Here is a 23,539-nt window from a genome sequence, read left to right on the forward strand (position 1 = left end):
CACAAAGTTCACCAAAACAGCATATGCCCTTGGTACCGGTGCCCCACAACATCTGGTATTGGGAGAGTGCAATGCCGCTGCTCAGGATCAACGCAACTTCGGCGGGATTGGCCTTGCATGACAGCCCGCAATCCGCCCGTCAGAGGCTCAGCGCCATGAGCTGTCACGCGGGACCTGCCATCGTGATGGTGCACGGGTACAAGTATACGCCCCATCTGCCCGGACGTTGTCCGCATCAGCGCATTCTCGGGGGTGCTCTCCACAATTGGCCTCACCAGCTAGGGTTTGAGCCGACCCACCGCGCTGACGGGCTGGGCATTGCTTTTGGATGGTCCGCGCGGGGACCCTTGCACAAAGTCTACCGGCGCGCGGCCGATCTGGGCGAAAGCCTCGCCGCTGTCATCTCGCAGCTGCGCGCGCACAGACCTGAGCGGCCCGTGCATATTGTCGCGCATTCGCTGGGCTGCGAGATTGCCCTGAGCGCTTTGGGGCATCTGCCGTCAGGCAGTGTGGACCGCATGGTGCTGATGACCGGTGCAAGCTTTGCCCGCCACGCGGAGCGGATGCTTGGCTCACCCGCCGGGCGCACCGCAGAGGTGCTGAATGTCACCAGTCGCGAGAACGACCTTTTTGATGCAATCTTTGAGCGTTTGGTCCCTCCGCCCACTCGCGGAGATCGCGCAATCGGCCAGGGGATCGCCGCACCCAACGTGGCCACCATCGAACTTGATTGCACCGAAACACTGCTGGGTCTGCGCCGCCTGGGCGCACAGGTGGCCGACCCAACCCGGCGTATCTGCCACTGGTCAGCCTATCGGCGCCCCGGTGTCATGGCGCTCTACAACAGGTTTCTGCGCAGGCCTGCTGACCTGCTGCTGCGCGACTTGCAGGATAATCTGCCGGGCACCAGATCACCCCGCTGGTCCCGCCTCCTGTCCCGCTGGCCGGACAGGTCCGCCGCGGCAGGTATCGCCTTGCCCCCGACGCCCCGTCGGTTAGGCTCTCTGGGACATGAGTTGAATGCCCCCCTGCTGCGGAGAGAACCAGATGAGCCAGCCTATTGACCTGTATTTTTGGCCAACCCCCAATGGGTGGAAAATCTCCATCGCGCTGGAAGAGATGGAGCTGGCATACGACACCCATCTCGTCAACATCGGCGCGGGCGATCAGTTCGCACCGGCATTTCTGAAAATCGCGCCAAACAACCGCATGCCCGCGATTGTTGATCCTGGCGGACCGGACGGCGCACCGATCTCCATTTTTGAATCCGGGGCGATCCTGCAATACCTGGCAGAGAAGACCGGCAGGTTCGGCGGGCAGACGCCGCGCGAAAAGGTAGCCGTGACCGAATGGCTGATGTGGCAGATGGGCGGTCTGGGTCCAATGGCCGGACAGGCACATCACTTTCTGAAATATGCCCCCGCGATGGATCCGCCCAATGACCTTCCCTATGCCAAGGATCGCTACAGAAACGAAACCGCGCGGCTTTATGGCGTATTGGACCGGCGGCTCGCAGAGGTCGAATATGTTGCGGGCGATTTCTATTCCATTGCCGATATGGCGATCTGGGGCTGGGCATCGCTATGGGAGGGGCAACAGCAGACGCTGGACGACAAACCCCACATGGCGCGCTGGCTTGAAGCTGTCTCGGGTCGCGCAGGCGTGAAAGCCGGACGCGCGCTCCATGCGGAGAAACGCGGAGACTTTCGCCAGGACAAATACGCACAAAGGCAGCTTTTCTCAAAACCTTAGGCTCACGCCCGCTTGGGAACAACTGTTTCCCCTGAGATAATTATCTTTGCAAAGAGGCGCTTTTTCGCCAAAAGTTGCAGGGCAAGGCAAAGGGGCACAACTTGTGAATCTCTATGGGGGCGCGCTGACGCCGGAGAACCTCGTCTATCTCGCGGGTGCATTCTATGTGGCCGGGCTGGCGATCACCCACCAGATTATCCTGCGACTGTTCATTCTGGCCGGGACCGGTATCTACCTGATCTACTATGCAACTCTCGGTGAGAGCCCGCTTTGGGAGGCGATATATGTCAGCATGCTGATCGGACTGGCCAATCTTGGCGGACTGACCAGCCTGATTGCCCGGCGATCCCGCTTTGCCATCCCGCGCGCGCATGCGGATATCTACGATGATTTTCCCCACCTGCCACCGGGTGATTTCCGGGCCCTGATGAAGCGGGCCAAACGCTATACCGTGACCCGGGACAAGCAGGTCACAACCGAAGGCGAGGCGGGTGACAGGCTTTACTTCGTGCTGAAAGGCGCCACGCTGGTGCGCAAAGGGGAGCAGGCCTTTGTGCTGCCCTCCAAGCTGTTTCTGGGCGAGGTGGCCTTTCTGACCGGCGTCCCCAGTTCCGCCTCCGCCTGGCTGGAGGAAGGTGTGGAGGTGCTGGAGTGGCGGTTTGATGACCTGCGCCGAAAATGCGCCCGTACCCCAAGGTTCAGACTGGCGCTGGAGGCTGCGATCTCGCTGGATCTCGCCGCCAAGGTCGCGCGCTCAATGGGTCGGAATTCGGTGCATGTGGATGACATACCAAAACCGATGATCGAGGCGTTGTCACGGGTCGGGCAGGTCTAGGTCTCGTCTGTTGTCTCATCCGCGATCATGTATTCCTGTAGCCGAATGAACTGCCACATCAGAAACGCCATCAGCACCACGGGAAAACCAAAGGTCTCAATCTTGACCCAGGCATCGGTGGACATGGTGCGCCACACGATCTCGTTGGCGATTGCAAGGCCTGCAAATGCCGCACAGAGCCTGCGGGTCAGGATCATCCAGCCTTCCTCCCGCATCGGCATCAGCTCGTTCATGACTAACGCGAGGTAAGACTGCCCGCGCAGCAGGCCAATGCCCAGGAGCAGGGCAAAGAGCCCATAAACGATTGTCGTCTTCATTTTGAAGAAACGCTCGTCGTTGAACCATGCTGTCAGCCCGCCGAAAAAGATCACCATGAAGGCGGTAAACACCTGCATGCGGCTGAGCTTACCCGTCAGCATCCACAGGATCGCCATGGCCACCAGCAGGATCGGGACGAAGATCAGCGCCGCCACGATGAAGCCGGTATATTCCGTGCCGCCGATGACAAAGCTGTCCTCCTTGATCCGCAGATAGATCAGGAAGAAGGCAATTGTCGGCCCCAGTTCCAGCACCTGTTTGACAATCGGGTTGATGGGTTTTGCGTCTGCCACGTCGTCGTCTCTCTTTTATCCGCCCATCTCAACTATCACGGCCCCCAGCGCAATCAATCCCATAAGAGCAATTCGCCGGGGCCCCACGGTTTCTTTCAGAAACACCCAGCCGATGAGGGCTGCAAACACGGTGGAGGTTTCCCGCAGGACCGCCGCTTCACCCACCTTGTCGAGCCGGGTCGCCAGCATGATGCTGCCGAAGCTGAAAAAGGCCACCACCCCGCCGATCACACCGCGTGTCATCAGTGGGGGCAGCGTGGGCCGCGTCCTGACATCCATGACCCACCAGCGCCGCGCCGCCAGGATCGGCATGAAGAACCCGTCGATCAGAAAAAACCACGCCAGAAAGGTAAAGGGATTGGCCGTCGCGCGGATGCCATAGGCGTCATAGGTCGTATAGAGCGCCACAAAAAATCCGGTGAGCACGGCAAGCCCCAAGGCAGCATGCAGCGTGTCGCGCTCTGACGTGAGGTAGATCATGTTGTAGACCGCGAGCCCGAAGATGCCTGCAAGCAACACCGCAATGCCGCCCCATTGGGTCAGGGTAAAGGTTTCGCCAAAGATCAGATAGGCTCCGATGACCGCGAAAAGCGGGCCTGTGCCGCGCACCACCGGATAGACCACCGTGTAGGCGCCTCGCGTGTAAGCCATCGCCTGCAAGAGCTTGTAGAGCGTGTGAATGATCCACGCCCCGACAAAGATCAGCCACATATGCGGCTCGGGCCAGGGCACCACGAAAAAGGCAAAGGGGGCCGCCATCACCATATAGGAGAAATCGATTGCCCCGCGCGTCAGCCAAGGATCATGCCGGCCTTTCTGGAGCGCGCCAAAAACCGCATGCAAAAAGGCTGCCATCAGCGCGAGGATCAGCGCCATGCGGTGACCTGCCTCTGTGCCTTCGATGGAAATCAGCCAGTCTGTCACCGGCGTGCAGGGTGCCGGGTGCGATGCCGGCAAACAGGAAACCCGGATGTCAACGGCGCTCCAGCCCCATCAGGGCATCGGCGAAGTCTTCGGGGTCGAAGGCGTCCAGATCGTCGATCTGCTCGCCCACACCGATGGCATGGATCGGCAGGCCGAATTTGTCGGCCAGGGCAACCAGCACGCCACCCTTGGCGGTGCCATCCAGCTTGGTCATCACAAGCCCCGAGACATCCGAGATGTCGCTGAACACCTTCACCTGATTAAGCGCATTCTGGCCCGTGGTCGCGTCCAGCACCAACAGCGTATTATGCGGCGCGGTTTCATCCTTCTTGCGGATCACGCGGACGATCTTTGCCAGTTCCTCCATCAGGTCGGTGCGGTTCTGCAAGCGCCCCGCCGTATCAATCAGCAACAGATCGGCCCCCTCGGCCTGCGCCTGGGTCATAGCCTCAAAGGCGAGGCTCGCGGGATCTGACCCTTCGGGCGCGGTCAGCACGGGCACGCCTGCCCGATCTCCCCAGACCTGCAACTGCTCTACCGCGGCGGCGCGGAATGTATCACCTGCAGCAATCACCACCTTCTTGCCTGCCGCCCGGAACTGGCTGGCAAGCTTGCCGATGGTCGTGGTCTTGCCCGAGCCGTTCACCCCCACAACCAGCACGACCTGCGGGGTACGCGGGTAGAGCGGCAAGGGTTTGGCAACAGGTTCCATGATCCGCGCAATCTCACCCGACAACAGCTCCTTGATCTCCTGCACGGACAGTTTCCGCCCGATGCGCCCTTCGGCCATATTGGCCACGACCCGCAGCGCTGTATCGACCCCCATATCGGAGGAGATCAGCAGCTCTTCGAGCTGTTCCAGCATGTCGTCGTCCAATGTGCGCCGCACGACCGTTGCAGGCGAACCGCGCCCCATCAGACGGCCCAACAGACCCGGCTTGGATGGTGTCTCCGGTGCCGGTTCGATCAAATCCTGCGCCATCGGGGCCGGAGACCGGGGCACCTCAATCGCTGCGGGCGGCACGACCGGTGGCTCTGGCTCTGGCTCTGGCTCTGGCTCTGGCTCTGGCTCTGGCTCTGGCTCTGGCTCTGGCTCTGGCTCTGGCTCTGGCTCTGGCTCTGGCTCTGGCTCTGGCTCTGGCTCTGGCTCTGGCTCTGGATAGGTGGACTGATCCTGACCTTCAGATGCAATATCCGATGCCGCGATTTCATCGGTCGGGCGTATTTCCTCAACCGTGTCAGACACGACCGGTTCAGGCTCAGGGTCTGGCGCTGAAACGGCTTCTTGCTGAGGCGGTGTATCGGGTTGCTCTGGCGGCGCGTCGGAGAGAGAAACCCCAGCCGACACCGTCTCCTCTACCCCGCCTTCCTCGACGATCGCCTCCAGACCTTGATCGATCTTGGAGGAGGACTTGAAAAGCCGGTCTTTTAGTTTCTTGAAAAACGCCATGCGCGGGCCCGTCTGTTCATCGCTTATGGCCCATCTAAGGGGATTTCGGCAGAAACAAAAGGCCCGCGGGTCTTTGGGTCAGATTTCCTCGGGGAAATGTTTCATCACCAGCCGGATCGGATTTGGCGCCGCCTGCCCCAGACCGCAGATCGAGGCATCCACCATCGCGGTGCTCAATTCCTCCAGCAATCCCTGATCCCATGTCTCCGCCTGCATCAGCTTGACGGCCTTTTCGCAGCCCACCCGGCAGGGCGTGCATTGCCCGCAGCTTTCATCCTCGAAGAACCGCAGCATGTTGAGTGCTGCGGCCCGCGCGCTGTCCTGATCCGACAGCACAACAACGGCGGCAGACCCGATGAACGACCCCAGCGGCTGCAAGGTGTCAAAATCCAGCGGCACATCGTCGATCGACGCCGGCAGAAGGCCCGAAGACGGCCCCCCCGGTTGGTACGCTTTAAAGATGTGCCCCTCAGCCATACCGCCTGCCGCTGCGATCACATCGGTGATCGTGGAACCCGCAGGCAGCAGATAGACGCCGGGCTTGGCCACACGGCCTGACACCGAATAGCTGCGCAGCCCCTTACGCCCGTTTTTCTCGGTCGACGACAGCACCTCGGGCCCCTCGCGGCAGACCCGAGCGACCCAATGCAGCGTCTCGACATTGTGCACCAGCGTTGGACGCCCGAAAACACCGACCTGCGCCACGAAGGGCGGGCGGTGCCGTGGCAGGCCGCGCTTGCCCTCGATGCTTTCGATCATCGCACTTTCTTCACCGCAGATGTAGGCGCCCGCGCCGCGTCTGAGATCAACATAGCCGGGGGCCACCAGCCCTGCGTCTTCCAGCGCCTCGATCTCGCGCGTGAGGATTTCCAGCACCGCCGGGTATTCGTCGCGCATGTAGATAAAGGCCGTTTCCGCCTCCACCGCCCAGGCAGCAATCAACATGCCCTCCAGGAACAGATGCGGCACCCGCTCAAGGTAGTAGCGGTCCTTGAAGGTGCCAGGTTCGCCCTCGTCCCCGTTCACGGCCAGATAACGCGGGCCTTCATTGGCGCGCACAAAGCCCCATTTCTTGCCCGACGGGAAACCAGCCCCGCCAAGCCCCCGCAGGCCCGAGGCCAGAACCTGCTCCTGGACCGCCTCCCAATCGCCCTTCTCGCGCAAGGACCGCAGGGCGACGTAGCCGCCCTCTGCCACATAATCGGCATAGGTCTGGTAGTCGGGGACATGCGCATGCGTATCGTTTGCGGCAAGAGCTGCCGCAACCTTTTCAGGCGTTGCATGGTCGATGTGGGCATGACCCAGTTCCAATACCGGGGCAGTGTCGCAGCGGCCCATGCAGGGCGCGCGCAGCACGCGGACCTCCGCCGGATCGAGTCCCTCTTCCAGCGCCGCTTTCAGCGCCTGAGCCCCGGCCAGCTCGCAGGAGAGCGAGTCGCACACCCGGATCGTCAGCGCAGGTGGCGGGGTCTCCCCCTCCTTGACCACGTCGAAATGGGCGTAGAATGTCGCCACTTCATAGATTTCAGCCATCGACATCCGCATCTCTTCGGCCAGGGCGCGCAAATGCGCCGCCGAGAGGTGACCATAGCGATCCTGGATTTTGTGCAAGTGTTCGATCAGCAAATCGGCGCGGCGGGGGGCCTCGCCCAGCAGCGCACGCACCTCGCCCCAGGCCTGATCCTGCACCTGGCGGCCTTTGGTATGTCGCCGCCCTTTGCCCGCGCCTGATTTCCAGACGCCTTTGCTTTTGGCCTTGTTGCCGCTGTCGAGTGCCATGCGCCGCGTCTCCCTGCCCGCTGGCGTGTCGCGGGTCCAAGTGTGATGTTTTCTGCCCTCAAGGCCTATCAGCCCCGGCACCGGCAGGGTAGCGCCAAACACGGTGCTCCAGGCAGCCAGAAACGACACATCTGTGTCCGATCCGAAACTTGCGCCATTAACCGCGTCATTTTGCGACGCTTTGAGCGGGAGCATCTATACGGTAAACAGAGTGTTAACATGACCGAGCATCGTGCCACAGTCTTCTTTGCAATCGCCAGCCTGCTTCCGGCAGTTCTGCTGATTGCGGGGGCCGTGCGCGGCGGTCTCTGGCCGCTGATCGCCTTGTTCAGCGTCACCGTTCTTGTCAGCCTGATGGACCGCATCGGACCAGACGCCAAAGCCAACCCCGCCCTGAGCAACAGGCTGCCGCGCGCCATAGGCGTGATGCATTTTGCGAGCCTGGCCGTGACCCTCTGGGTCTTGGGGGCACCGGCCCATTTGGACACCGGGCAAAGCGTGCTCCTCGTCATTGCTATGGGGCTTTATGCGGGACAGGTATCGAACGCCTGCGCGCATGAGTTGATCCACCGCACTGATCGGCTGAGTCGCGCTTTGGGCACCGCCGTCTATTGCTCAATCCTCAATGGTCAGCATGTTTCCGCGCACCTTCTGATCCATCATGTGCATGCCGGGACGGCGCGTGACCCTAATTCGGCACCTCTGGGGCGCGGGTTTTACCGCTACGCCCTGTCCGCGACCGTGGCAGAATTTACAGACGGCCTGCGGGCCGAAACGCGCCGCCGGCGTGGAAACTCCCCCTTGAGCCATCCCTATGTTGCCTATCTGGGCGGCGCGGCCCTGTCGCTTCTGGCAGCGACCGGGCTGGCCGGCGGGGCCGGGGTTTTGGCGCTGATCGTCATCGCGCTGCACGCCCAGATGCAGCTGCTGCTCTCGGACTATGTGCAACACTACGGTCTGCGCCGTCGCGAAACCGCGCGCGGCAAACCGGAACCCATGGGCCCGCAGCACAGTTGGAATGCGCCGCAAGCCTATTCCGCCGCGATGATGCTGAATGCGCCGCGCCATTCTGACCACCACATGCATCCCGCCCGCGCTTTCGCAGACCTGCGCCTCAATCCCGCACAGATGCCGGTGCTGCCCTATTCTGTGCCCCTGATGGGGGTCATTGCGCTGCTGCCTCCCCTGTGGCGGCGTCTGATGGACCCGCGTGTGCGGGCCTGGTACCCTCAACCGCAATCGCACCCGGTCACAGATCCCGTTTCCTCCCCCCTCTCAGCAAAATAGGTTCTCATGTTTTCACGTTTCAAAAGAATGCTGATCCTCCCCTTTCTTCTTGTTGGTCTGTCAGGGGCCGACATCGTGCTGGCCGCCGAGCCTGAGCCGATGGATGGGGCGGCTTTCGACGCCTACACCCGTGGCAAGACGCTGTTCTACGGTCAGAACGGTCAGGCCTACGGTGCCGAGGTCTATCTGGAAAACCGTCGGGTGCGATGGTCGTTTCTGGACGGCCAGTGCAAGGAAGGCTTCTGGTACGAGCAAGGCAACCAGATTTGCTTTGTCTACGAAGACAACCCTGACCCGCAATGCTGGGCCTTTCATACGGAAAACGGCAGGCTGATCGCCCGATTTGAGAATCTGCCCGGCGCCACGGAGCTTTATGAAGCGCAGGACGTGGGCGAAGAGATGGTCTGCCTCGGGCCCGAGGTCGGCGTCTAGCGCGTCAGAACAGCGAGCCCTGCTGCGGCGGTTTCGCAGACCCTTTGCGCCCGGGAGCCTTCCCGCCGACCGTGACGCGGCCATCGGCAAACTGGATCTCCAGCCGGGCGGCCTTGCGGGCCGCTTCGCTGCCCGTGACAAGAACCCCATCGCTGCGCACCACGGCAAACCCGCGCTGCAGCGTGGCCTCATACCCCAAAGTCAGACGGAGCCTCTCGGCCGCCTCGATCTTGTCGCGCAAGGCAGCCGTCTGGCGATGTCCGGCCTCTGAGAGCCGCTGCACAAAGGCCCGGAAGGTCTCCTTCTTGCGGTCAAGATCCCGGTGCAGGGCCTCAGGCCGAAAGCGCGGTGCCTGCGCCGCAAAGCTGTTTTTTTTCACCTGCAGCGCGCGGGCAAGGGCCGGGTCCAACCGAGACGATATGGTCTGGAATCTCTTGTCTTCACTGGCCCATGCCCGCTGCAAGGTCGAGGGGCGCAGGCTGCCGCTGACATCCGCAAGCCGGACCTTGCGCCGCTGCACACCCGCGATCAGCGCCGGGGCCAACCGCGCGCCACGGGTATCCACCAGTTGGCGCGGGGTGTCCAGCAACGTGTCGGGGCGCGGCAGGGCGCGGGCCATATCCCGCAAACGCTGGTCCCGGCGCGTCAGCCCCTGGCTGAGCGCCTGCCGCATGCGTGCGTCCTGCTGTTCGACCCAGGCGATCAGTTCGTGGCGCACCGGCACCGCCAATTCAGCCGCTGCGGTCGGCGTCGGGGCCCGCCGATCCGAGACATAATCGATCAGGGTGGTGTCGGTCTCGTGCCCCACGGCGGAGATGAGCGGGATCTCGGACGCCGCCGCCGCACGGGCCACGGTTTCCTCGTTAAATCCCCAGAGGTCTTCGACCGACCCGCCCCCCCGGGCGACGATCAGCAAATCCGGCCGGGGCAACGCCCCGCCTGGCGTCATCGCGTTGAAACCGGCAATGGCCCTTGCCACCTCGGGGGCACATTTCTCGCCCTGCACCGCGACGGGCCAGATCAGCACCTTGCGCGGAAACCGGTCCCGGAGCCGGTGCAGAATATCGCGGATCACCGCCCCCGAGGGCGAGGTCACGACCCCGATGATCTCGGGCAGGTAAGGCAGCGGCTTTTTGCGCGCAGGATCAAACAGCCCCTCGGCCTCCAGCGTCTTCTTGCGCTTTTCCAACAAGGCCATCAGCGCGCCCTTGCCCGCGACCGCGACCTCGTCGACGTTCATGTTGTACTTCGACTGCGCGCCGTAGGCGGTGATCCGGCCCGTCACCACAACCTCCAGCCCCTCTTCGGGGATCACGTTCAGCCGGGCGACCTGCCCCTTCCAGGTGGTGCAGGCGAGCTGGTTCCGGTCATCCTTGATGTCGTAATACATGTGCCCTGAGCGCGCCTTGACCACGCGACTGACCTCACCGCGCACCCGTATGCGTCCGAACTCCCCCTCCAGCGTGCGCTTGACCGCGCCCGAGATCTCGCTGACGGTGAATTCAGGGGTATTCTGGCCCGGTGCGGGGTCGTCAAGCAGGTCCATAGATCCTCGGGTGTTGTCACGGGTTGCCCACCAGCTTAGAACGCCCTGACGGGAAGGCCAAGCAGATCAGGAGCGCCACATGAACATTCTTATTCTGGGCAGTGGCGGGCGCGAGCATAGCCTGGCCTGGGCGGTCCTGCAGAACCCCAAATGTGATCGGCTGATCGTGGCCCCCGGCAATGCCGGGATCGCGGAGATTGCCGACTGCGCCCGCCTTGATATAGAGGATGGCGGGGCCGTGGCCGGTTTCGCGGATGAAAACGCAATCGATTTTGTCATTGTCGGGCCTGAAGCCCCCCTTGCCGCCGGGGTCGCCGACCGGCTGCGCGATGCCGGGGTCGCGGTTTTCGGCCCCAGTGCAGCGGCGGCCCAGCTAGAAGCCTCCAAGGCCTTCACCAAGGCGATTTGCGATGCGGCAGATGCGCCGACCGCGGCTTATGCGCATTTCACAGATCACGCCGCCGCCCGCGCCTATGTGCAGGCACAGCCGACCCCCATCGTGATCAAGGCGGACGGGCTGGCCGCGGGCAAGGGCGTCATCATCGCGCAGTCCCAGGACGAGGCTCTGGCAGCTCTTGGCGATATGTTCGGCGGCAGCTTCGGCGCGGCGGGAACAGAGGTCGTCATCGAAGAATTCATGGAGGGTGAAGAGGCGTCATTCTTTGTGCTTTGCGACGGCGAAACCGTGCTGCCTATCGGAACGGCCCAAGACCACAAACGCGTGGGCGAAGGCGACACCGGCCCCAACACAGGCGGCATGGGCGCCTATTCTCCCGCGCCGGTGATGACGCCCGAGGTGACCCAGACCGCGCTTGACACGATCGTGCGCCCGACCATGGCTGAGATGGCACGCAGAGGCACCCCCTATCAGGGCGTGCTCTTTGTCGGCTTGATGATCCAAAACGGGGTGCCCCGTCTGGTGGAGTACAACGTGCGCTTTGGCGACCCGGAGTGTCAGGTGCTTATGATGCGCCTCGGCGCGCAGGTACTGGACCTGATGCAGGCCGTCGCGGAGGGCCGTCTGGATCAGGCCCAGGTCAACTGGGCCGACGATCACGCACTCACGGTGGTGATGGCCGCAAGGGGCTATCCGGGCCGCTACGAAAAGGGCTCTGTCATTGGCGGTCTCGACAACCAGCCGCAGGACAGTCACCGCATGGTCTTTCATGCGGGCACGGCCCGGCGGGATGGGCGCTACGTGGCAAATGGCGGACGGGTGCTGGCTGTCACCGCGCGGGCCGAAAGCCTCAAAGAGGCTCAGAAAACAGCCTATGAAATGGTGGACAGCATTGATTGGCCGGAGGGGTTCTGCAGGCGCGATATCGGCTGGCGGGCGCTTGACTAGCCGCGCGCGCCGCTAGTCCTGGCATCGCATGGCGCGGGCAAAGGCAGCGCGCGAGGTGTCATTTCCAATCCGGCGCGTGGAAAAGCCTTCTGATCCGAATGTCACGGCCAAAAGCGCGGACCAGTCTGCACTTGCCACGATCATCTCGGGACGCGCGCCACAAGCCCGCATACCGCCTGCGATATCGCGTTCCCCAATACGGTGGTTGGTCACCCCCGGCAAGTCGGCGAGAGGCTCCAGCGTGCCACCCGAAAACCGCCAGACGCGCAGGGTCTTGTCCAGATGCGGGCGGTCGATGTAGGCGATCTCTACCCGCCCGTCGCCATCCAAATCCGCGGCACCCAGCGGGGCCAGCCACCGAAAGCGCGTGCCGATATCGGATGTGGCGGCAAGGATCCCCTGCGCGCCATAGATCGCAAGACGCGCGCCGCGGGTCCGGTCGCTTTCGACCACGATGACTTCCGGGTGTCCGTCGCCCTCGAGATCCGCGAGGCGCGGCGCGGTGTCCTCGAAAACAGAGCTTTCCGGCAAAACAAAGCGCCGTCTCTCGCCATTCGAAAACGTTAAAACGAGCGCGCCATATTCAAATGCATCGCCCAGCACCGCATGGGGATATCGGTCGGTTGAACCGGCATAGTCTGCCGCGATGATCGGGCCCTCAGCCTCAGCCGCCGCCGTCCCGTGCCACAGGCACAACGCCAGCAGCGCGCGGCGGGCGGTCGCGAGCCAGGAGCGCGCCGGCAGACGCCGCGCGCCCTTCAGGATCATATCTGCTTTTCAGGCATCTGAACCACAAGCCCTTCCAGCGCATCGGTGACTTTCAACTGGCAGGTCAGGCGCGACCGGGCCGGATCGGGCTGATACGCAAAATCGAGCATATCTTCTTCCATATCATCTTTGGCAGGCAGCTTTTCGACCCAGGCCGGGTCAACATAGACATGGCAGGTCGAACAGGCACAGGCGCCGCCACAATCGGCCTCGATCCCGGGAATGTTGTTGTCGCGCGCGCCTTCCATCACGGTCAGGCCATTGGCGACCTCCACCACATGTTCAGTTCCGCCGTGTTCGATATAAGTGATCTTGGCCACGTCCGTGCATTCCTTTTCGATGGTTTTGCCTCTGTCTCCCGGGCGATATAAAGCGTGCCAATCTCTTTTGCGACCCCTCTCCCACCGGCTGAGGTTTTTTAAGACAAAAAAAGGGCGCCTTAAAGACGCCCCTTTTCGAACTGGTACCGGTTTCTATTCCGCGAGGGAAAGCGCGACAAAGCGCGGATCACCTGCCCGGCGCACGAGCAACAGCAGGGATTTGCGCCCGGCTTCCTTGGCTTCTTCGACCCGGGTTTGCAAATCCGCAATGCTGTTGACCTTTTGCTGGCCCGCCTCGGTGATGACATCGCCAGCCCGCAACCCTTTCTCAAAAGCCTCGGAGGCTTCATCCACTTCGGTCACCGCCAGTCCCTGCGCGTCGCCCCCTGTGCCCAGTTCCTCGCGCAGCTCGTCGGTCAGAACCCTCAGGGTCAGCCCCAGCATCTCAGAGGTTGTCGGCGCATCCTCTTCGGGGCCTTGCGCCACGGCGGGTGTCGCTTCTTCGGCGTCTTCACGTCGACCAAGCGTCACCAACAGGGTCATGCTTTCATCGCCACGACGCACGACAACCCGCACAGCTTCGCCCACTGGCGTGTTGCCCACCTGACGCACCAGATCGCGCGTGCTTTCGACGGTGCGGCCGTCAAAGCTGACAATCACGTCGCCGATCTCAATGCCGGCCTCGGAGGCTGGACCCTCCAGCACACCGTTCACGGCGGCACCGTCGGTCGAGGCGAGACCCATCGCCTCAGCCATGTCCTCGGTCACATCCTGGATTTGCACCCCAAGCCATCCGCGCCGGGTCTCGCCAAACTCCCGCAGCTGATCGACAACACGGGTCACCACGTTTGACGCCATCGAGAATCCCAATCCGATGGAACCGCCCGTTGGCGACAGAATCGCGGTATTCACCCCGATCACTTCACCATTCATGTTGAACAGCGGCCCGCCCGAATTGCCTCGGTTGATCGCTGCATCTGTCTGGATGTAGTCGTCGTACCGTCCGCTCAATTCACGGTTACGCGCCGATACGATACCTGCAGAGACCGAGAATCCCTGACCCAACGGATTGCCCATCGCGATAACCCAGTCGCCGACACGGGCGCTATCACTGTCGCCAAAGGACACGAAGGGCAACGGTTCGTCCGCTTCCACCTTGAGCAGCGCGATATCGGTGTTCGGATCCGTGCCCACCACCTCGGCGCTCAACTCGGTACCATCAAAGAATTCGACCAGAATTTCATCAGCACCATCGATCACATGATTGTTCGTCACGACATAGCCGTCTTCGGAGATGACAAATCCGGAACCCAGCGCGGAGGAGCGACGCGGGCTCCCTTCTGGCCCGTTGTTCCGGTCACGAAAAAAATCTTCAAACGGGGAGCCTTCGGGAACAATCCCTTGTGGCCCGGTCCGGCGTGAAACCGTGGTGGATGTCGTGATATTCACCACCGAAGGGCTGATCTCTTCAGCAAGTGGCGCAAGGCTCGCCTGTTGGGCAAAGGCGGTCAATGGCGCGACCAGCAAAAAAGCCAGTGTCAAAATCGCCAGCACCAGCAATCGCATCTGCATGACTGATGAAATTATTGTGGACGTGGATACCGGGGTCGGTTTCATGCCTCTTCTCCTGAAATTCGCGACGGCCTCACAGGCCGGATGTACTTCTTTATAAGACTTGCATCTCAGACTGCATGTAGCAATGCAGCTTCGCAAGAATAAGATGGGCCTGTATCGCAGGGTTTCAACTCCCTGTGACCTTGTTGAAATAAGCAGGGACAGTGGCTGAACAGCCAACTAGTGTTACGCCGCGCCGAGTTGCAGCGCCAACCAGATCAGGATCGCACCGCTCACGACCACCAGCCATCCGATCTGCCGCACGGCAGTTTCGGGCAGGCTGCGCAGCATCTCCAGCATACGTTCCACAAGCGAAGGGGCCAGCGCATAGGCCAGCCCCTCGACAATCATCACCAACCCGAGGGCCAGAAGAAGCGTGCTCACCGCTCGCCCTCAGCCGACCGCAGACCCTGATCACTGCGCAGGTAGTTGAAGAACTCCGAATCCGGCGACATGACCATCGTCGAATTCGCCCCGCGCAGCGAGCGCTCATACGCCGTCATCGACCGGTAGAATTCAAAGAATTCCGGGTCCGCGCCAAAGGCATTGGCAAAGATCGCGTTGCGTTCGGCATCGGCCTGACCGCGCACGATATCCGCTTCACGTATAGCCTCGGACGTCAGCTCGATCACCGTCCGATCCGCAAGGGCGCGCACACGCTGGGCGGCTTCCTCACCGCGGGCAATCTCATCTGCCGCTTCGCGTTCGCGTTCTGCCCGCATCCGCGCAAAGGTCGCATCCAGGTTTTGCTCGGGCAGGTTCGTCTGCTTGAGACGCACGTCAACCACTTCGAGGCCCAGAGGCAACGCCCGCTGGCGCGCCTGAGCGGTGATCCGCGCCATCAGTGTCGCCCGATCAGCAGAGAGGATGGTGTTCGATGTCACACCTTCAGAACCCAATACCGCCCGAATCGTGGGGTTTAGAATGCCCTCCAGACGGTCTTCGGCAGCGCGCAACCCGCCAACCCCGACCGCTTGCCGAAATTGCACCACATCAGAAATGCGGTACCGCGCAAACGCATCTACAACAAGCCGACGGTCATCTGAGGGCGTGACCTCGGTGACATCCGTATCCAGAGACAAAGTTCTGTCATCGTAGCGTACAACTTCCTGGATAAACGGAATTTTAAAGGCCAGCCCCGGATCTTCCTTGACGGATTTGATCTGCCCAAATTGCAGCACCAGCGCTTTTTCGCGTTCATCCACGATAAAGACAGAGCTCAACACACCCACAAGCGCCACGACGCCGATCGGTATCAGAAATTTAGTGGCTTTCATCAGTTTGTCCCTCCAGCAGAGCGGCGCAATTCATTCAGCGGCAGATACGGGACAACCCCCTGGCCTCCCGCGCCGCCAAGGTCACTTTCAAGGATGATCTTGTCGACACCCGACAACACGCGCTCCATTGTTTCGAGGTAGAGCCGCTTGCGTGTCACTTCAGGTGCCCGAACGTACTCCTCCAAGACAGACGTAAAGCGTGCGGCCTCGCCGGTTGCTTCGTTCACCTGCTGGGCGCGGTAGGCTTCCGCTTGCTCCAGCTGGCTGGCCGCTTCACCCCGTGCACCCGCGGTCACACGGTTTGCATAGGCGTCGGCCTGCCTTTCCAGACGGTCCCGTTCCTGCTCCGCGGCCTGCACCTCGCGGAAGCTGTCAATAACTTCGCGCGGCGGGTCGGCCTTGTCGAGGTTGAGACGGACGATATTCACACCGCTGTCGTACTGATCCAGCGTGAGCTGGATCAACTGCTGAGCTTCATCCGCGATGACCTGCCGGTCCCGGTTCAGAATCGGCGCCAGTTCACTGCGCGCGATCACCTCGCGCATGGCCGATTCGGACACAGCGCGGATGGTCTCCTGCGGCTCAGCCAGATTGAAAAGATACTTTGCAGGATCATTGATGTTCCAGACGACCTGAAAATCAATATCAATGATGTTTTCATCGGTCGTCAGCATCAAACCAGTGTCGGTCTGTCTGCCGATGTCTTCGGTCTGCTCTCGCGTCACCGGCAGGACTTCAGCGGTGACCAAAGGCCAGGGTGCAAAGTTCAAACCCGAGTTTCCGGTGGCAGAATACTCACCAAGAAAAAGCTCAACCGATTGTTCTTCGGGGGCGACCGTGTAGAAGCTGGCAAAAAGCCATGCCCCGACCGCGCCCAGCGCGATCATTCCAAACGTGCCGCGGGTAAAGGCCGGACCACCGCTGCCGTCGCCGCCTGTGCCGCGATTGCCACCACCACCGTCTTTGCCACCCATCAGGACACGCAGACGTTCCTGACCTTTCTTGACCAACTCATCGATTTCCGGGATTTGCGGGCCTTCGCCACGCGGACCACGCGGGCCGCCCCCGCCCGATCCACGATTGCCACCGTTTGAGCCCCCATTCGGTCTGTCACCACCCGAATTTCCGCCGCCCCCCCAGGGGCCGCCATTATTGCCAGCCATTAAGTTCTTTCCCCTTCTGAACCGTATTACATTACGATTAAATCACGTCATAGGTACGCTCCCCCGCGCGGAATTCAAGCCGTGCGGACAGGAGATCTCATAGTTACGATTTCTTCGGACATCGTGGGATGAACCGCGACTGTCCGGTCAAAATCTTCTTTCGTTGCGCCCATTTTAACAGCCACACCAGCCAGTTGGATCATTTCACCCGCATTGGGGGCGACAATGTGACACCCAAGGACCTTGCGGGTGTTCTGCGAGACAATCAATTTCATCAGGACCCGATCCGGTTTCTCCGCAAACGCTGTCTGCATCGCGCGGAAAGAGGTACAGTAAATCTCCACCGGTTCCTGGTCGCGGGCATCTTCTTCGCTCAGGCCCACGGTGCCCATCTCGGGCTGTGTGAAGATGGCACTCGGGATCAGCTCGTGATCCACGGCCGTCAGATTGCCCTTGAAAACCGTTTCGACAAAGGCCATCCCCTCGCGGATCGCGACCGGTGTGAGATTGACGCGGTCGGTGACATCGCCGATGGCGTAGATCGACGGCACCGCCGTCTGGCTGTATTCATCGACCTCGATCTGGCCCCGTCGCCCGAGTTTCACGCCCAGTTCTTCAAGACCAAGACCCTTGGTGTTGGGGTCACGCCCCGTCGCAAAGAGCACGGTGTCAAAAACACCCTCTGTGCCGGTGGTTGATTTGACCCAGATCGGACCGGTTGCGGTATCCTCCTCACGGGTCAGCTCTGCCAGTTCCGCCCGTTCCTGCGCCGTGCCCCCCATGGCACCGGTTTCACCTGCCGCCCGGCGCCCCTCTGCCGGGGCCATTTCGAGGATGTTCGTTCCCGTTTTGAGGTCAATGCCCCGTTCGCGCATCTGTTCGGCCACCATGCCCCGGGCTTCGTCGTCGAAACCGCGCAGGATCTGCGCGCCCCGGTAATACTGCGTCACCTCGACCCCCAGACCATTGAGAATGCCGGCAAACTCACAGGCGATGTAGCCGCCGCCAACAATCAGAATGGACTTCGGCAGCGCCTGCATGTTGAAGATATCATCCGACACGATCCCCAGATTTGCATGCGGCAGATCTGGCCGTACCGGATGGCCACCGGTGGCCACGAGGATGTGTTTGGCGGTCCTGGTCTCGCCGGTCGACAGGGTCACCTGATGCGGCCCGGACAGGGTCGCGCGGGCGTCAAAGGTTTCAACGTTGGAGCCTGCGAGCAGATTGCGGTAAATCTGTTCCAACCGGTCCAGTTCCGTGTTCAGACGGTGCTGAAAGGCGGGCCAGTTAAAGGCTCCACGGGTCATCTCCCAGCCATAGGCCTGCGCCTCTTCGGGAATGCCTGCGTATTCAGAGGCGAAGACCATCAGTTTTTTCGGCACACAGCCGCGAATGACACAGGTCCCGCCGTAGCGGTCCGCCTCGGCGAGGGCCACTTTCGCCCCGGCCTCGCCTGCGGCCATACGGGCCGCCCGCACCCCGCCGGAGCCGCCTCCAATCACAAACAGATCGTAGTCAAATTCACTCATCTTTGCGGCCTTTCTTCGGTCTGCGAACACTCAGGAGGCGGTTATAGCAGGTGATGCCTGGCTGACCAGCAGTGCCACCGAACGCTCACCAAAGCGTGTGGCAGGGTGCAAGCCTGTCAATCTGTTAAATCGCTGAAGAGGTTTTGCGTTTCCCCAAATTCCACCTGCTCTTTTGCGACCGTCCCATCGTTGATGTCCCGCACTTCGACCTTGCCGTCGCCATATCCCACAACAACCGTATCGCAGATGTCGATAAAGAGGCCATTTTCCACAACGCCCGGCATCTGATTGAGGATCAGCGCAAGCTGCCGCGCATTCCCGATCCGCTTGAGGTGCAGGTCAATGATATGATTGCCTTCATCCGTGACAAAGGGTGCATCCCCGTTCATCCGCAAGGTACTCTCGCGTCCCAGCACATCCATCGACACAAGCGTTTCCTCAACCAGCGCCTGGGTTGTCTGCCAGCCAAAAGGGATGACCTCGATCGGCAGAGGGAAAGCCCCCAGCGTTTCAACCTCTTTGCCGATATCGGCGATCACGATCATGCGGTCCGAGGCGGTCGCCACGATCTTTTCCTGCAGCAATGCGCCGCCGCCGCCTTTGATGAGGTTCAGCTCAGCGTCAAATTCATCCGCACCGTCGATGGTCAGATCCAGCCATTTCGCCTGATCGAGCGAGATGACCTCGATGCCCACCCGTCGGGCCAGCTCCGCCGTGCGGGTCGAGGTCGGCACCGCTTTGATCGACAGCCCCTCGTTGCGCACCGTTTCACCCAGACACCGCACCAGCCACGCCGCCGTTGAGCCCGTGCCCAGCCCGACCCGCATCCCGCTTTCGACAAATTGCGCCGCCCGCTTGGCACAGACGAATTTCGCTTTGTCGATAGGCGAGAGTTCTGAGGACATCCGGATGCTCCTTGGACTGATCTGCGGGCCTTATAGGAAACATGTCCGGCAGGTGCGAGGCCGATTTTGTATTGCGCGTCCGCATTTGAGACGAAAGATAGCGGTATGAGGGGTCGGTATCTGGGTTTGTTCACTGCGGTTTTCACCCGTGACTGTCGTTTTCAACCGGGCAGCAGGGCGCGAATCCTCTATTGAGGCAGCATGAACCGGCCAACTTACATTTTGCACTATGCGCCAGATAACGCATCGCTGGTAATCCGGCTGGCGCTGGAAGAGATCGGCGCGGACTACCGGACGCATCTGGTGGATCGCCACCAAACGCAACAGCGCAGTGCCGCCTATCTGGCGCTGAACCCCAACGGGCTGATCCCGGTTCTGGAAACCGATCAGGGCCCGCTATTCGAGACCGCTGCCGTTCTGCTCTGGCTGGCGGACCGGCATGGAGGGTTGGCCCCTGCGCCCGCCGACATGGGCCGCGGGGATTTTCTCAAATGGTTGTTTTTTCTCTCCAACACCCTGCATCCTGCGCTGCGGATGTTGTTTTACCCGGTCAACTGTATCGGAACCGATCCCGCCCATCTGGCGCAATTGGCCAGGGCGACCCGAACGCAGGTGACACGACATCTGGGAATACTCGATACGCGATGGCAAGAACCGCGGGCACTGGGGCTCGATCTTTATCTTTGCGCACTGCTGCGGTGGCTCGCGCTCTACCCGGTCTCAGACGACAAGAGCTGGTTTGATCTTCGGGACTATCCTGCGTTACTCAAGACCACCAAAGCCTTGGAAAGCCGTGCCTCTGTCGGGGCCGCCCAAGAGGCCGAAGGGCTGGGGGTCACCCCCTTCAGCGCGCCGCAGTTGCCCTCACCCCCGGAAGGAAGTGCCACCTAAGATGTTTCTCTCTGTCTTTGATATGTTCAAGGTCGGTATCGGCCCGTCCTCCTCGCACACCATGGGGCCGATGGTGGCGGCGGCCCGGTTTCTCGACATGATGCGCAGCTCTCCTTTTGAGTTTCACGGGGTGCGGGCGTCCCTGCATGGATCGCTTGCCTTTACCGGTGTCGGCCATGCCACCGACCGGGCCACGATCCTGGGTCTGGCGGGCTTTGTGCCCGAAACCTATGACGCGGATCGGGCCGAGGCCACGCTGGATGAGATCAGGGCCACCAAGCAGATCGCCGCAGAGGGCCTGCCGCGATTGCAGTTCGACCCGACCGTGGATCTGATCTTTGACTATGAGACACCGCTCAGCGGACATGCCAACGGGATGACGCTGCTGGCGACGGACGCGCAGGGTGACGTCACCCTGCGCGAGGTGTTTTATTCCATCGGCGGGGGGTTCGTGATGACCGAGGCCGAACTGGCTGCTGGTCAGGACACCAGCGAGGACGGCCCGCCCATTCCCTACCCCTTCAAATCCGCAGCCCAGATGCTGGAGATGTCCGTCTCTTCCGGCAAGAACATCGCCGAGATGAAACGCGCCAATGAGGCCGCACGCTGCGGGATCGAGCATCTGTCCAAAGGCACAAAGCGGCTGTGGCAGGTCATGAACAACTGCATTGAACGCGGCATGACCACGGAAGGTATCCTGCCCGGCGGTCTGCAGGTCAAACGCCGGGCCAAGGGCATTCACGACGCACTGATGGCGGAACGCGGCATGAACCTGCATGCGCCCCATACCATCAACGACTGGATGAGCGTCTACGCCATGGCCGTGAATGAGGAGAACGCCGCCGGCGGTCAGGTTGTCACCGCCCCCACCAACGGGGCGGCAGGTGTTCTGCCGGCAACCCTGCGGTATTATCTGGACCACGTGCCCGGCGCGTCCGAGGCGCATATCGAGGATTTTCTGCTGACCGCTGCCGCCATTGGCGGGCTGGTCAAATACAACGCCTCGATTTCAGGAGCCGAAGCCGGGTGCCAGGCGGAGGTCGGCTCTGCCGCTGCCATGGCCGCCGCGGGGCTGTGCGCGGTGATGGGCGGCACCCCTGCGCAGGTGGAAAACGCCGCCGAGATCGCGCTGGAGCATCACCTCGGGATGACCTGCGATCCGGTCAAAGGTCTGGTGCAGGTGCCTTGTATCGAACGCAACGGTCTGGGGGCGATCAAGGCTGTTTCAGCCGCTTCCTTGGCGCTGCGCGGCGACGGCACGCACCTGGTCCCGCTGGACGCCTGCATCGAGACGATGCGCCAGACCGGTCTGGACATGTCGGAGAAGTATAAGGAGACCTCGCTCGGCGGGCTGGCGGTCAATATCCCAAATTGCTGAGTCCACAACCATTGCTTGCATTGGCTCAAGCCACGGCCTAGATTTTGCCCATGACAGTTGATCGCCCCTTGCTCGGTATCATGCTGATGCTGGGATTTTGCGTGCTTGCACCGATTGGCGATGCTGTGGCCAAGGTTCTGGGGCAAACGGTGCCCATCGGGCAGTTGGTGCTGATAAGATTTGCGGTACAGGCCGTTCTGCTGATCCCGCTGGTCTGGGCGACAAATCGTGTCTGGCGTATGACGCAGCGGATCGCTTTACTGACCTTCCTGCGCACGCTGCTGCATATCTTTGGCATTGGGGCCATGGTCACTGCCTTGAAGTACCTGCCGCTTGCCGACGCGATTGCCATTGCTTTCGTGATGCCCTTCATCATGCTGCTGCTGGGCAAATTCGCGCTGAAAGAGGAGGTTGGCGCACGCCGCTTCTTTGCCTGTGCGGTGGGTTTCATCGGCACGCTCCTGGTCGTGCAGCCCAGCTTTGCCGAGGTCGGGTGGCCGGCCCTGCTACCGGTTGTCGTGGCCTTCAACTTTGCGCTTTTCATGCTTGTCACGCGTCAGATCGCCAAAGAAACGGACCCGATCAGCCTGCAAGCCGTCAGCGGCATGATGGCCGTCGCGGTCATGCTGCCGGTGCTGCTGGTGCTGCAGGGGAGCAATCTTGCGCAGCTCCAGCTTGTTCAGGTGTCGCAGATGGAATGGACACTGCTGCTTGGGATCGGCGTGCTGGGGACGGTTGCCCACCTGCTGATGACATGGTCCCTGCGGTATGCGCCCTCGGCGACGCTCGCGCCGATGCAATACCTTGAAATCCCGTTCGCAACGGTCATCGGCTTTATCGTTTTTGGCGATTTGCCCAATCCGACAGCCAGCCTCGGGATCGCGATTACAATCGCTGCCGGTCTCTACATTATTCTGCGCGAGCGGGCCAACGCCCGTGCTCTGGCAGTTGCATGAGCATTGAGACAACCTGAGAGATAAAGTCGCGCGGCAGAATGCACAGCATGCAAGGCGCATCAAAAGCCAGCTGCAGATCCCCTGTGGCCTGGTTTGACGTGCCGGACCTGGCACCCGGTGCAAAGTCCAGCCCCTCGATGGGCCAATAAAGGCCTTCCGACCACCCCGAAACGGCCCCCATCGGAAACAAGGAGACACGTGTACCAGCCTGCATTGGCAAGGTAAAACGGCGCGGACACAGAAATACAATATCGTTTTCCCCCAGCAATACCACCGCAGCATCAGGGTGAACCACCATGGTATGCAGGGCCGCCAGCGCATGGTCGATCTGCCCCCCCGTGAAGCCCACGGCCAGGACGACCGGAGCTTTGACACTGCGTAATGCCTTGTCAAAATCTGTGCTGTCCTGTTCGGAGATGTGGTGAAAGCGGCTTTGCGGAATCTGGGCCCGCGCCCTGTCAGAGATTGAATCCATGTCGCCGACGACAGCCGCAAGCTCGATGCCCTGGGCAAGGGCCAAATGGGCACCGCTGTCCGCCGCAACACAGGTCGGCGCAAGGGATAAAGCGATCTGCAGGTCTTTCAGACTGGCATCGCCGCCGCCCAGTAAAGTTAACGGTTCAGAGATGTCTACAATTTTAGTTTTCACCGAAGTTTAATGTCCTTCCCCGAAACAGACCACATTCTCGTCACGAAATGATACGATTAAGAACACGATTCGGACCCCTTTGGACTTGGTTAAAATGCTAGACATCTTTTTGAAAGAAGGCAGAG

At 61.4% G+C, this 23,539-nt stretch carries 23 protein-coding genes; 9 read left to right on the forward strand and 14 right to left on the reverse strand.

Annotated features, from left to right (window positions below):
* The first annotated feature begins 71 nt into the window (after window positions 1–71).
* From H7847_RS00225 to H7847_RS00235, 3 genes are all read left to right on the forward strand, one after another.
* Window positions 72–1,064, forward strand: a complete 993-nt coding sequence (locus H7847_RS00225; RefSeq protein WP_227267375.1) for an alpha/beta hydrolase family protein — start codon at window positions 72–74, stop codon at window positions 1,062–1,064.
* Window positions 1,048–1,752 carry a glutathione S-transferase N-terminal domain-containing protein gene (locus tag H7847_RS00230; RefSeq protein WP_227267376.1) on the forward strand — a complete coding sequence of 235 codons (705 nt, stop codon included), beginning with the start codon at window positions 1,048–1,050 and terminating at the stop codon, window positions 1,750–1,752. Before H7847_RS00225 ends, H7847_RS00230 begins: the two co-directional genes overlap by 17 nt.
* A 103-nt stretch (window positions 1,753–1,855) precedes the next feature.
* Entirely contained in the window at window positions 1,856–2,587 is a 732-nt protein-coding gene (locus tag H7847_RS00235) for a cyclic nucleotide-binding domain-containing protein (RefSeq protein WP_227267377.1), read from the forward strand.
* Here the strand turns inward: H7847_RS00235 and H7847_RS00240 are convergent.
* The 4 genes from H7847_RS00240 to H7847_RS00255 form a co-directional block, all read right to left on the reverse strand.
* A complete protein-coding gene (locus H7847_RS00240) occupies window positions 2,584–3,198 on the reverse strand; it encodes an inner membrane-spanning protein YciB (RefSeq protein ID WP_227267378.1) in 615 nt (204 codons plus the stop codon). The two genes, H7847_RS00235 and H7847_RS00240, sit on opposite strands and share 4 nt — an antisense overlap.
* Before the next feature lie 15 nt (window positions 3,199–3,213).
* A complete protein-coding gene (locus H7847_RS00245) occupies window positions 3,214–4,122 on the reverse strand; it encodes an EamA family transporter (protein WP_227267379.1) in 909 nt (302 codons plus the stop codon).
* Window positions 4,123–4,171: 49 nt separating this feature from the next.
* Window positions 4,172–5,572: a signal recognition particle-docking protein FtsY gene (gene ftsY, locus H7847_RS00250; protein WP_227267380.1), complete on the reverse strand. Its 1,401-nt coding sequence runs from the start codon at window positions 5,570–5,572 to the stop codon at window positions 4,172–4,174.
* A gap of 78 nt (window positions 5,573–5,650) precedes the next feature.
* Window positions 5,651–7,351 (reverse strand): NAD(P)H-dependent oxidoreductase subunit E, encoded by a 1,701-nt coding sequence (locus H7847_RS00255; protein ID WP_227267745.1) that lies wholly within the window; start codon window positions 7,349–7,351, stop codon window positions 5,651–5,653.
* Between the two features lie 219 nt (window positions 7,352–7,570).
* On the opposite strand from H7847_RS00255, the gene H7847_RS00260 reads away from it, so the two are divergent.
* Entirely contained in the window at window positions 7,571–8,638 is a 1,068-nt protein-coding gene (locus H7847_RS00260) for an alkane 1-monooxygenase (RefSeq protein WP_227267381.1), read from the forward strand.
* 6 nt (window positions 8,639–8,644) lie between these two features.
* Entirely contained in the window at window positions 8,645–9,070 is a 426-nt protein-coding gene (locus H7847_RS00265; protein WP_406675950.1) for a hypothetical protein, read from the forward strand.
* Window positions 9,071–9,074: 4 nt separating this feature from the next.
* On the opposite strand, the gene xseA is transcribed toward H7847_RS00265, so the two are convergent.
* Window positions 9,075–10,616, reverse strand: a complete 1,542-nt coding sequence (xseA, locus tag H7847_RS00270; RefSeq protein WP_227267382.1) for an exodeoxyribonuclease VII large subunit — start codon at window positions 10,614–10,616, stop codon at window positions 9,075–9,077.
* A gap of 79 nt (window positions 10,617–10,695) precedes the next feature.
* Between xseA and purD the strand changes: the two genes are divergently transcribed.
* Window positions 10,696–11,961: a phosphoribosylamine--glycine ligase gene (gene purD / locus H7847_RS00275; protein WP_227267383.1), complete on the forward strand. Its 1,266-nt coding sequence runs from the start codon at window positions 10,696–10,698 to the stop codon at window positions 11,959–11,961.
* A 12-nt stretch (window positions 11,962–11,973) separates the two neighbouring features.
* Here purD and H7847_RS00280 read toward each other — a convergent pair whose 3' ends face one another.
* The 8 genes from H7847_RS00280 to rpiA form a co-directional block, all read right to left on the reverse strand.
* Window positions 11,974–12,729, reverse strand: a complete 756-nt coding sequence (locus tag H7847_RS00280) for an FG-GAP repeat domain-containing protein (RefSeq protein ID WP_264479407.1) — start codon at window positions 12,727–12,729, stop codon at window positions 11,974–11,976.
* On the reverse strand, window positions 12,726–13,049 hold the full coding sequence (locus tag H7847_RS00285; protein WP_227267384.1) for a 2Fe-2S iron-sulfur cluster-binding protein: 324 nt from the start codon (window positions 13,047–13,049) through the stop codon (window positions 12,726–12,728). Before H7847_RS00285 ends, H7847_RS00280 begins: the two co-directional genes overlap by 4 nt.
* 153 nt (window positions 13,050–13,202) lie before the next feature.
* A complete protein-coding gene (locus H7847_RS00290) occupies window positions 13,203–14,666 on the reverse strand; it encodes a DegQ family serine endoprotease (protein WP_227267385.1) in 1,464 nt (487 codons plus the stop codon).
* A 183-nt stretch (window positions 14,667–14,849) separates the two neighbouring features.
* Complete coding sequence (locus H7847_RS00295) at window positions 14,850–15,047, reverse strand: DUF2065 domain-containing protein (protein ID WP_227267386.1); 198 nt, start codon at window positions 15,045–15,047, stop codon at window positions 14,850–14,852.
* Window positions 15,044–15,940: a protease modulator HflC gene (gene hflC, locus H7847_RS00300; RefSeq protein ID WP_227267387.1), complete on the reverse strand. Its 897-nt coding sequence runs from the start codon at window positions 15,938–15,940 to the stop codon at window positions 15,044–15,046. The genes H7847_RS00295 and hflC overlap by 4 nt, the downstream gene beginning before the upstream one ends.
* Window positions 15,940–17,103, reverse strand: a complete 1,164-nt coding sequence (gene hflK / locus H7847_RS00305; protein ID WP_227267388.1) for an FtsH protease activity modulator HflK — start codon at window positions 17,101–17,103, stop codon at window positions 15,940–15,942. The genes hflC and hflK overlap by 1 nt, the downstream gene beginning before the upstream one ends.
* A gap of 74 nt (window positions 17,104–17,177) precedes the next feature.
* Window positions 17,178–18,635, reverse strand: a complete 1,458-nt coding sequence (locus H7847_RS00310) for an FAD-dependent oxidoreductase (protein ID WP_227267389.1) — start codon at window positions 18,633–18,635, stop codon at window positions 17,178–17,180.
* A gap of 116 nt (window positions 18,636–18,751) precedes the next feature.
* Window positions 18,752–19,540: a ribose-5-phosphate isomerase RpiA gene (gene rpiA / locus H7847_RS00315; protein ID WP_227267390.1), complete on the reverse strand. Its 789-nt coding sequence runs from the start codon at window positions 19,538–19,540 to the stop codon at window positions 18,752–18,754.
* 201 nt (window positions 19,541–19,741) lie between these two features.
* On the opposite strand from rpiA, the gene H7847_RS00320 reads away from it, so the two are divergent.
* From H7847_RS00320 to H7847_RS00330, 3 genes are read left to right on the forward strand one after another with little or no spacing between them, the layout of a single operon-like run.
* Complete coding sequence (locus H7847_RS00320; protein ID WP_227267391.1) at window positions 19,742–20,431, forward strand: glutathione S-transferase family protein; 690 nt, start codon at window positions 19,742–19,744, stop codon at window positions 20,429–20,431.
* 1 nt (window position 20,432) lies between these two features.
* A complete protein-coding gene (locus H7847_RS00325; RefSeq protein WP_227267392.1) occupies window positions 20,433–21,809 on the forward strand; it encodes an L-serine ammonia-lyase in 1,377 nt (458 codons plus the stop codon).
* A gap of 50 nt (window positions 21,810–21,859) precedes the next feature.
* Window positions 21,860–22,765: a DMT family transporter gene (locus H7847_RS00330; RefSeq protein ID WP_227267393.1), complete on the forward strand. Its 906-nt coding sequence runs from the start codon at window positions 21,860–21,862 to the stop codon at window positions 22,763–22,765.
* Here H7847_RS00330 and H7847_RS00335 read toward each other — a convergent pair.
* A complete protein-coding gene (locus H7847_RS00335; RefSeq protein WP_227267394.1) occupies window positions 22,719–23,414 on the reverse strand; it encodes a thiamine diphosphokinase in 696 nt (231 codons plus the stop codon). The two genes, H7847_RS00330 and H7847_RS00335, sit on opposite strands and share 47 nt — an antisense overlap.
* Window positions 23,415–23,539 lie beyond the last annotated feature (125 nt).

Origin of the sequence: Roseobacter weihaiensis (genome assembly GCF_020622345.1) — a bacterium.
GTDB classification, from domain to species: Bacteria; Pseudomonadota; Alphaproteobacteria; order Rhodobacterales; family Rhodobacteraceae; genus Roseobacter; species Roseobacter weihaiensis.

What these genes read in the sequence shown, in the direction of transcription:
- H7847_RS00225 (WP_227267375.1), top strand. Translation starts at nt 72, where the DNA reads ATGCCGCTGCTCAGGATCAACGCAACTTCGGCGGGATTGGCCTTGCAT.
- H7847_RS00230 (WP_227267376.1), top strand. Translation starts at nt 1,048, where the DNA reads ATGAGCCAGCCTATTGACCTGTATTTTTGGCCAACCCCCAATGGGTGG.
- ftsY (WP_227267380.1), bottom strand. Translation starts at nt 5,572, where the DNA reads ATGGCGTTTTTCAAGAAACTAAAAGACCGGCTTTTCAAGTCCTCCTCC.
- H7847_RS00255 (WP_227267745.1), bottom strand. Translation starts at nt 7,351, where the DNA reads ATGGCACTCGACAGCGGCAACAAGGCCAAAAGCAAAGGCGTCTGGAAA.
- H7847_RS00260 (WP_227267381.1), top strand. Translation starts at nt 7,571, where the DNA reads ATGACCGAGCATCGTGCCACAGTCTTCTTTGCAATCGCCAGCCTGCTT.
- H7847_RS00265 (WP_406675950.1), top strand. Translation starts at nt 8,645, where the DNA reads ATGTTTTCACGTTTCAAAAGAATGCTGATCCTCCCCTTTCTTCTTGTT.
- xseA (WP_227267382.1), bottom strand. Translation starts at nt 10,616, where the DNA reads ATGGACCTGCTTGACGACCCCGCACCGGGCCAGAATACCCCTGAATTC.
- purD (WP_227267383.1), top strand. Translation starts at nt 10,696, where the DNA reads ATGAACATTCTTATTCTGGGCAGTGGCGGGCGCGAGCATAGCCTGGCC.
- H7847_RS00280 (WP_264479407.1), bottom strand. Translation starts at nt 12,729, where the DNA reads ATGATCCTGAAGGGCGCGCGGCGTCTGCCGGCGCGCTCCTGGCTCGCG.
- H7847_RS00290 (WP_227267385.1), bottom strand. Translation starts at nt 14,666, where the DNA reads ATGAAACCGACCCCGGTATCCACGTCCACAATAATTTCATCAGTCATG.
- hflC (WP_227267387.1), bottom strand. Translation starts at nt 15,940, where the DNA reads ATGAAAGCCACTAAATTTCTGATACCGATCGGCGTCGTGGCGCTTGTG.
- hflK (WP_227267388.1), bottom strand. Translation starts at nt 17,103, where the DNA reads ATGGCTGGCAATAATGGCGGCCCCTGGGGGGGCGGCGGAAATTCGGGT.
- H7847_RS00310 (WP_227267389.1), bottom strand. Translation starts at nt 18,635, where the DNA reads ATGAGTGAATTTGACTACGATCTGTTTGTGATTGGAGGCGGCTCCGGC.
- rpiA (WP_227267390.1), bottom strand. Translation starts at nt 19,540, where the DNA reads ATGTCCTCAGAACTCTCGCCTATCGACAAAGCGAAATTCGTCTGTGCC.
- H7847_RS00320 (WP_227267391.1), top strand. Translation starts at nt 19,742, where the DNA reads ATGAACCGGCCAACTTACATTTTGCACTATGCGCCAGATAACGCATCG.
- H7847_RS00325 (WP_227267392.1), top strand. Translation starts at nt 20,433, where the DNA reads ATGTTTCTCTCTGTCTTTGATATGTTCAAGGTCGGTATCGGCCCGTCC.
- H7847_RS00330 (WP_227267393.1), top strand. Translation starts at nt 21,860, where the DNA reads ATGACAGTTGATCGCCCCTTGCTCGGTATCATGCTGATGCTGGGATTT.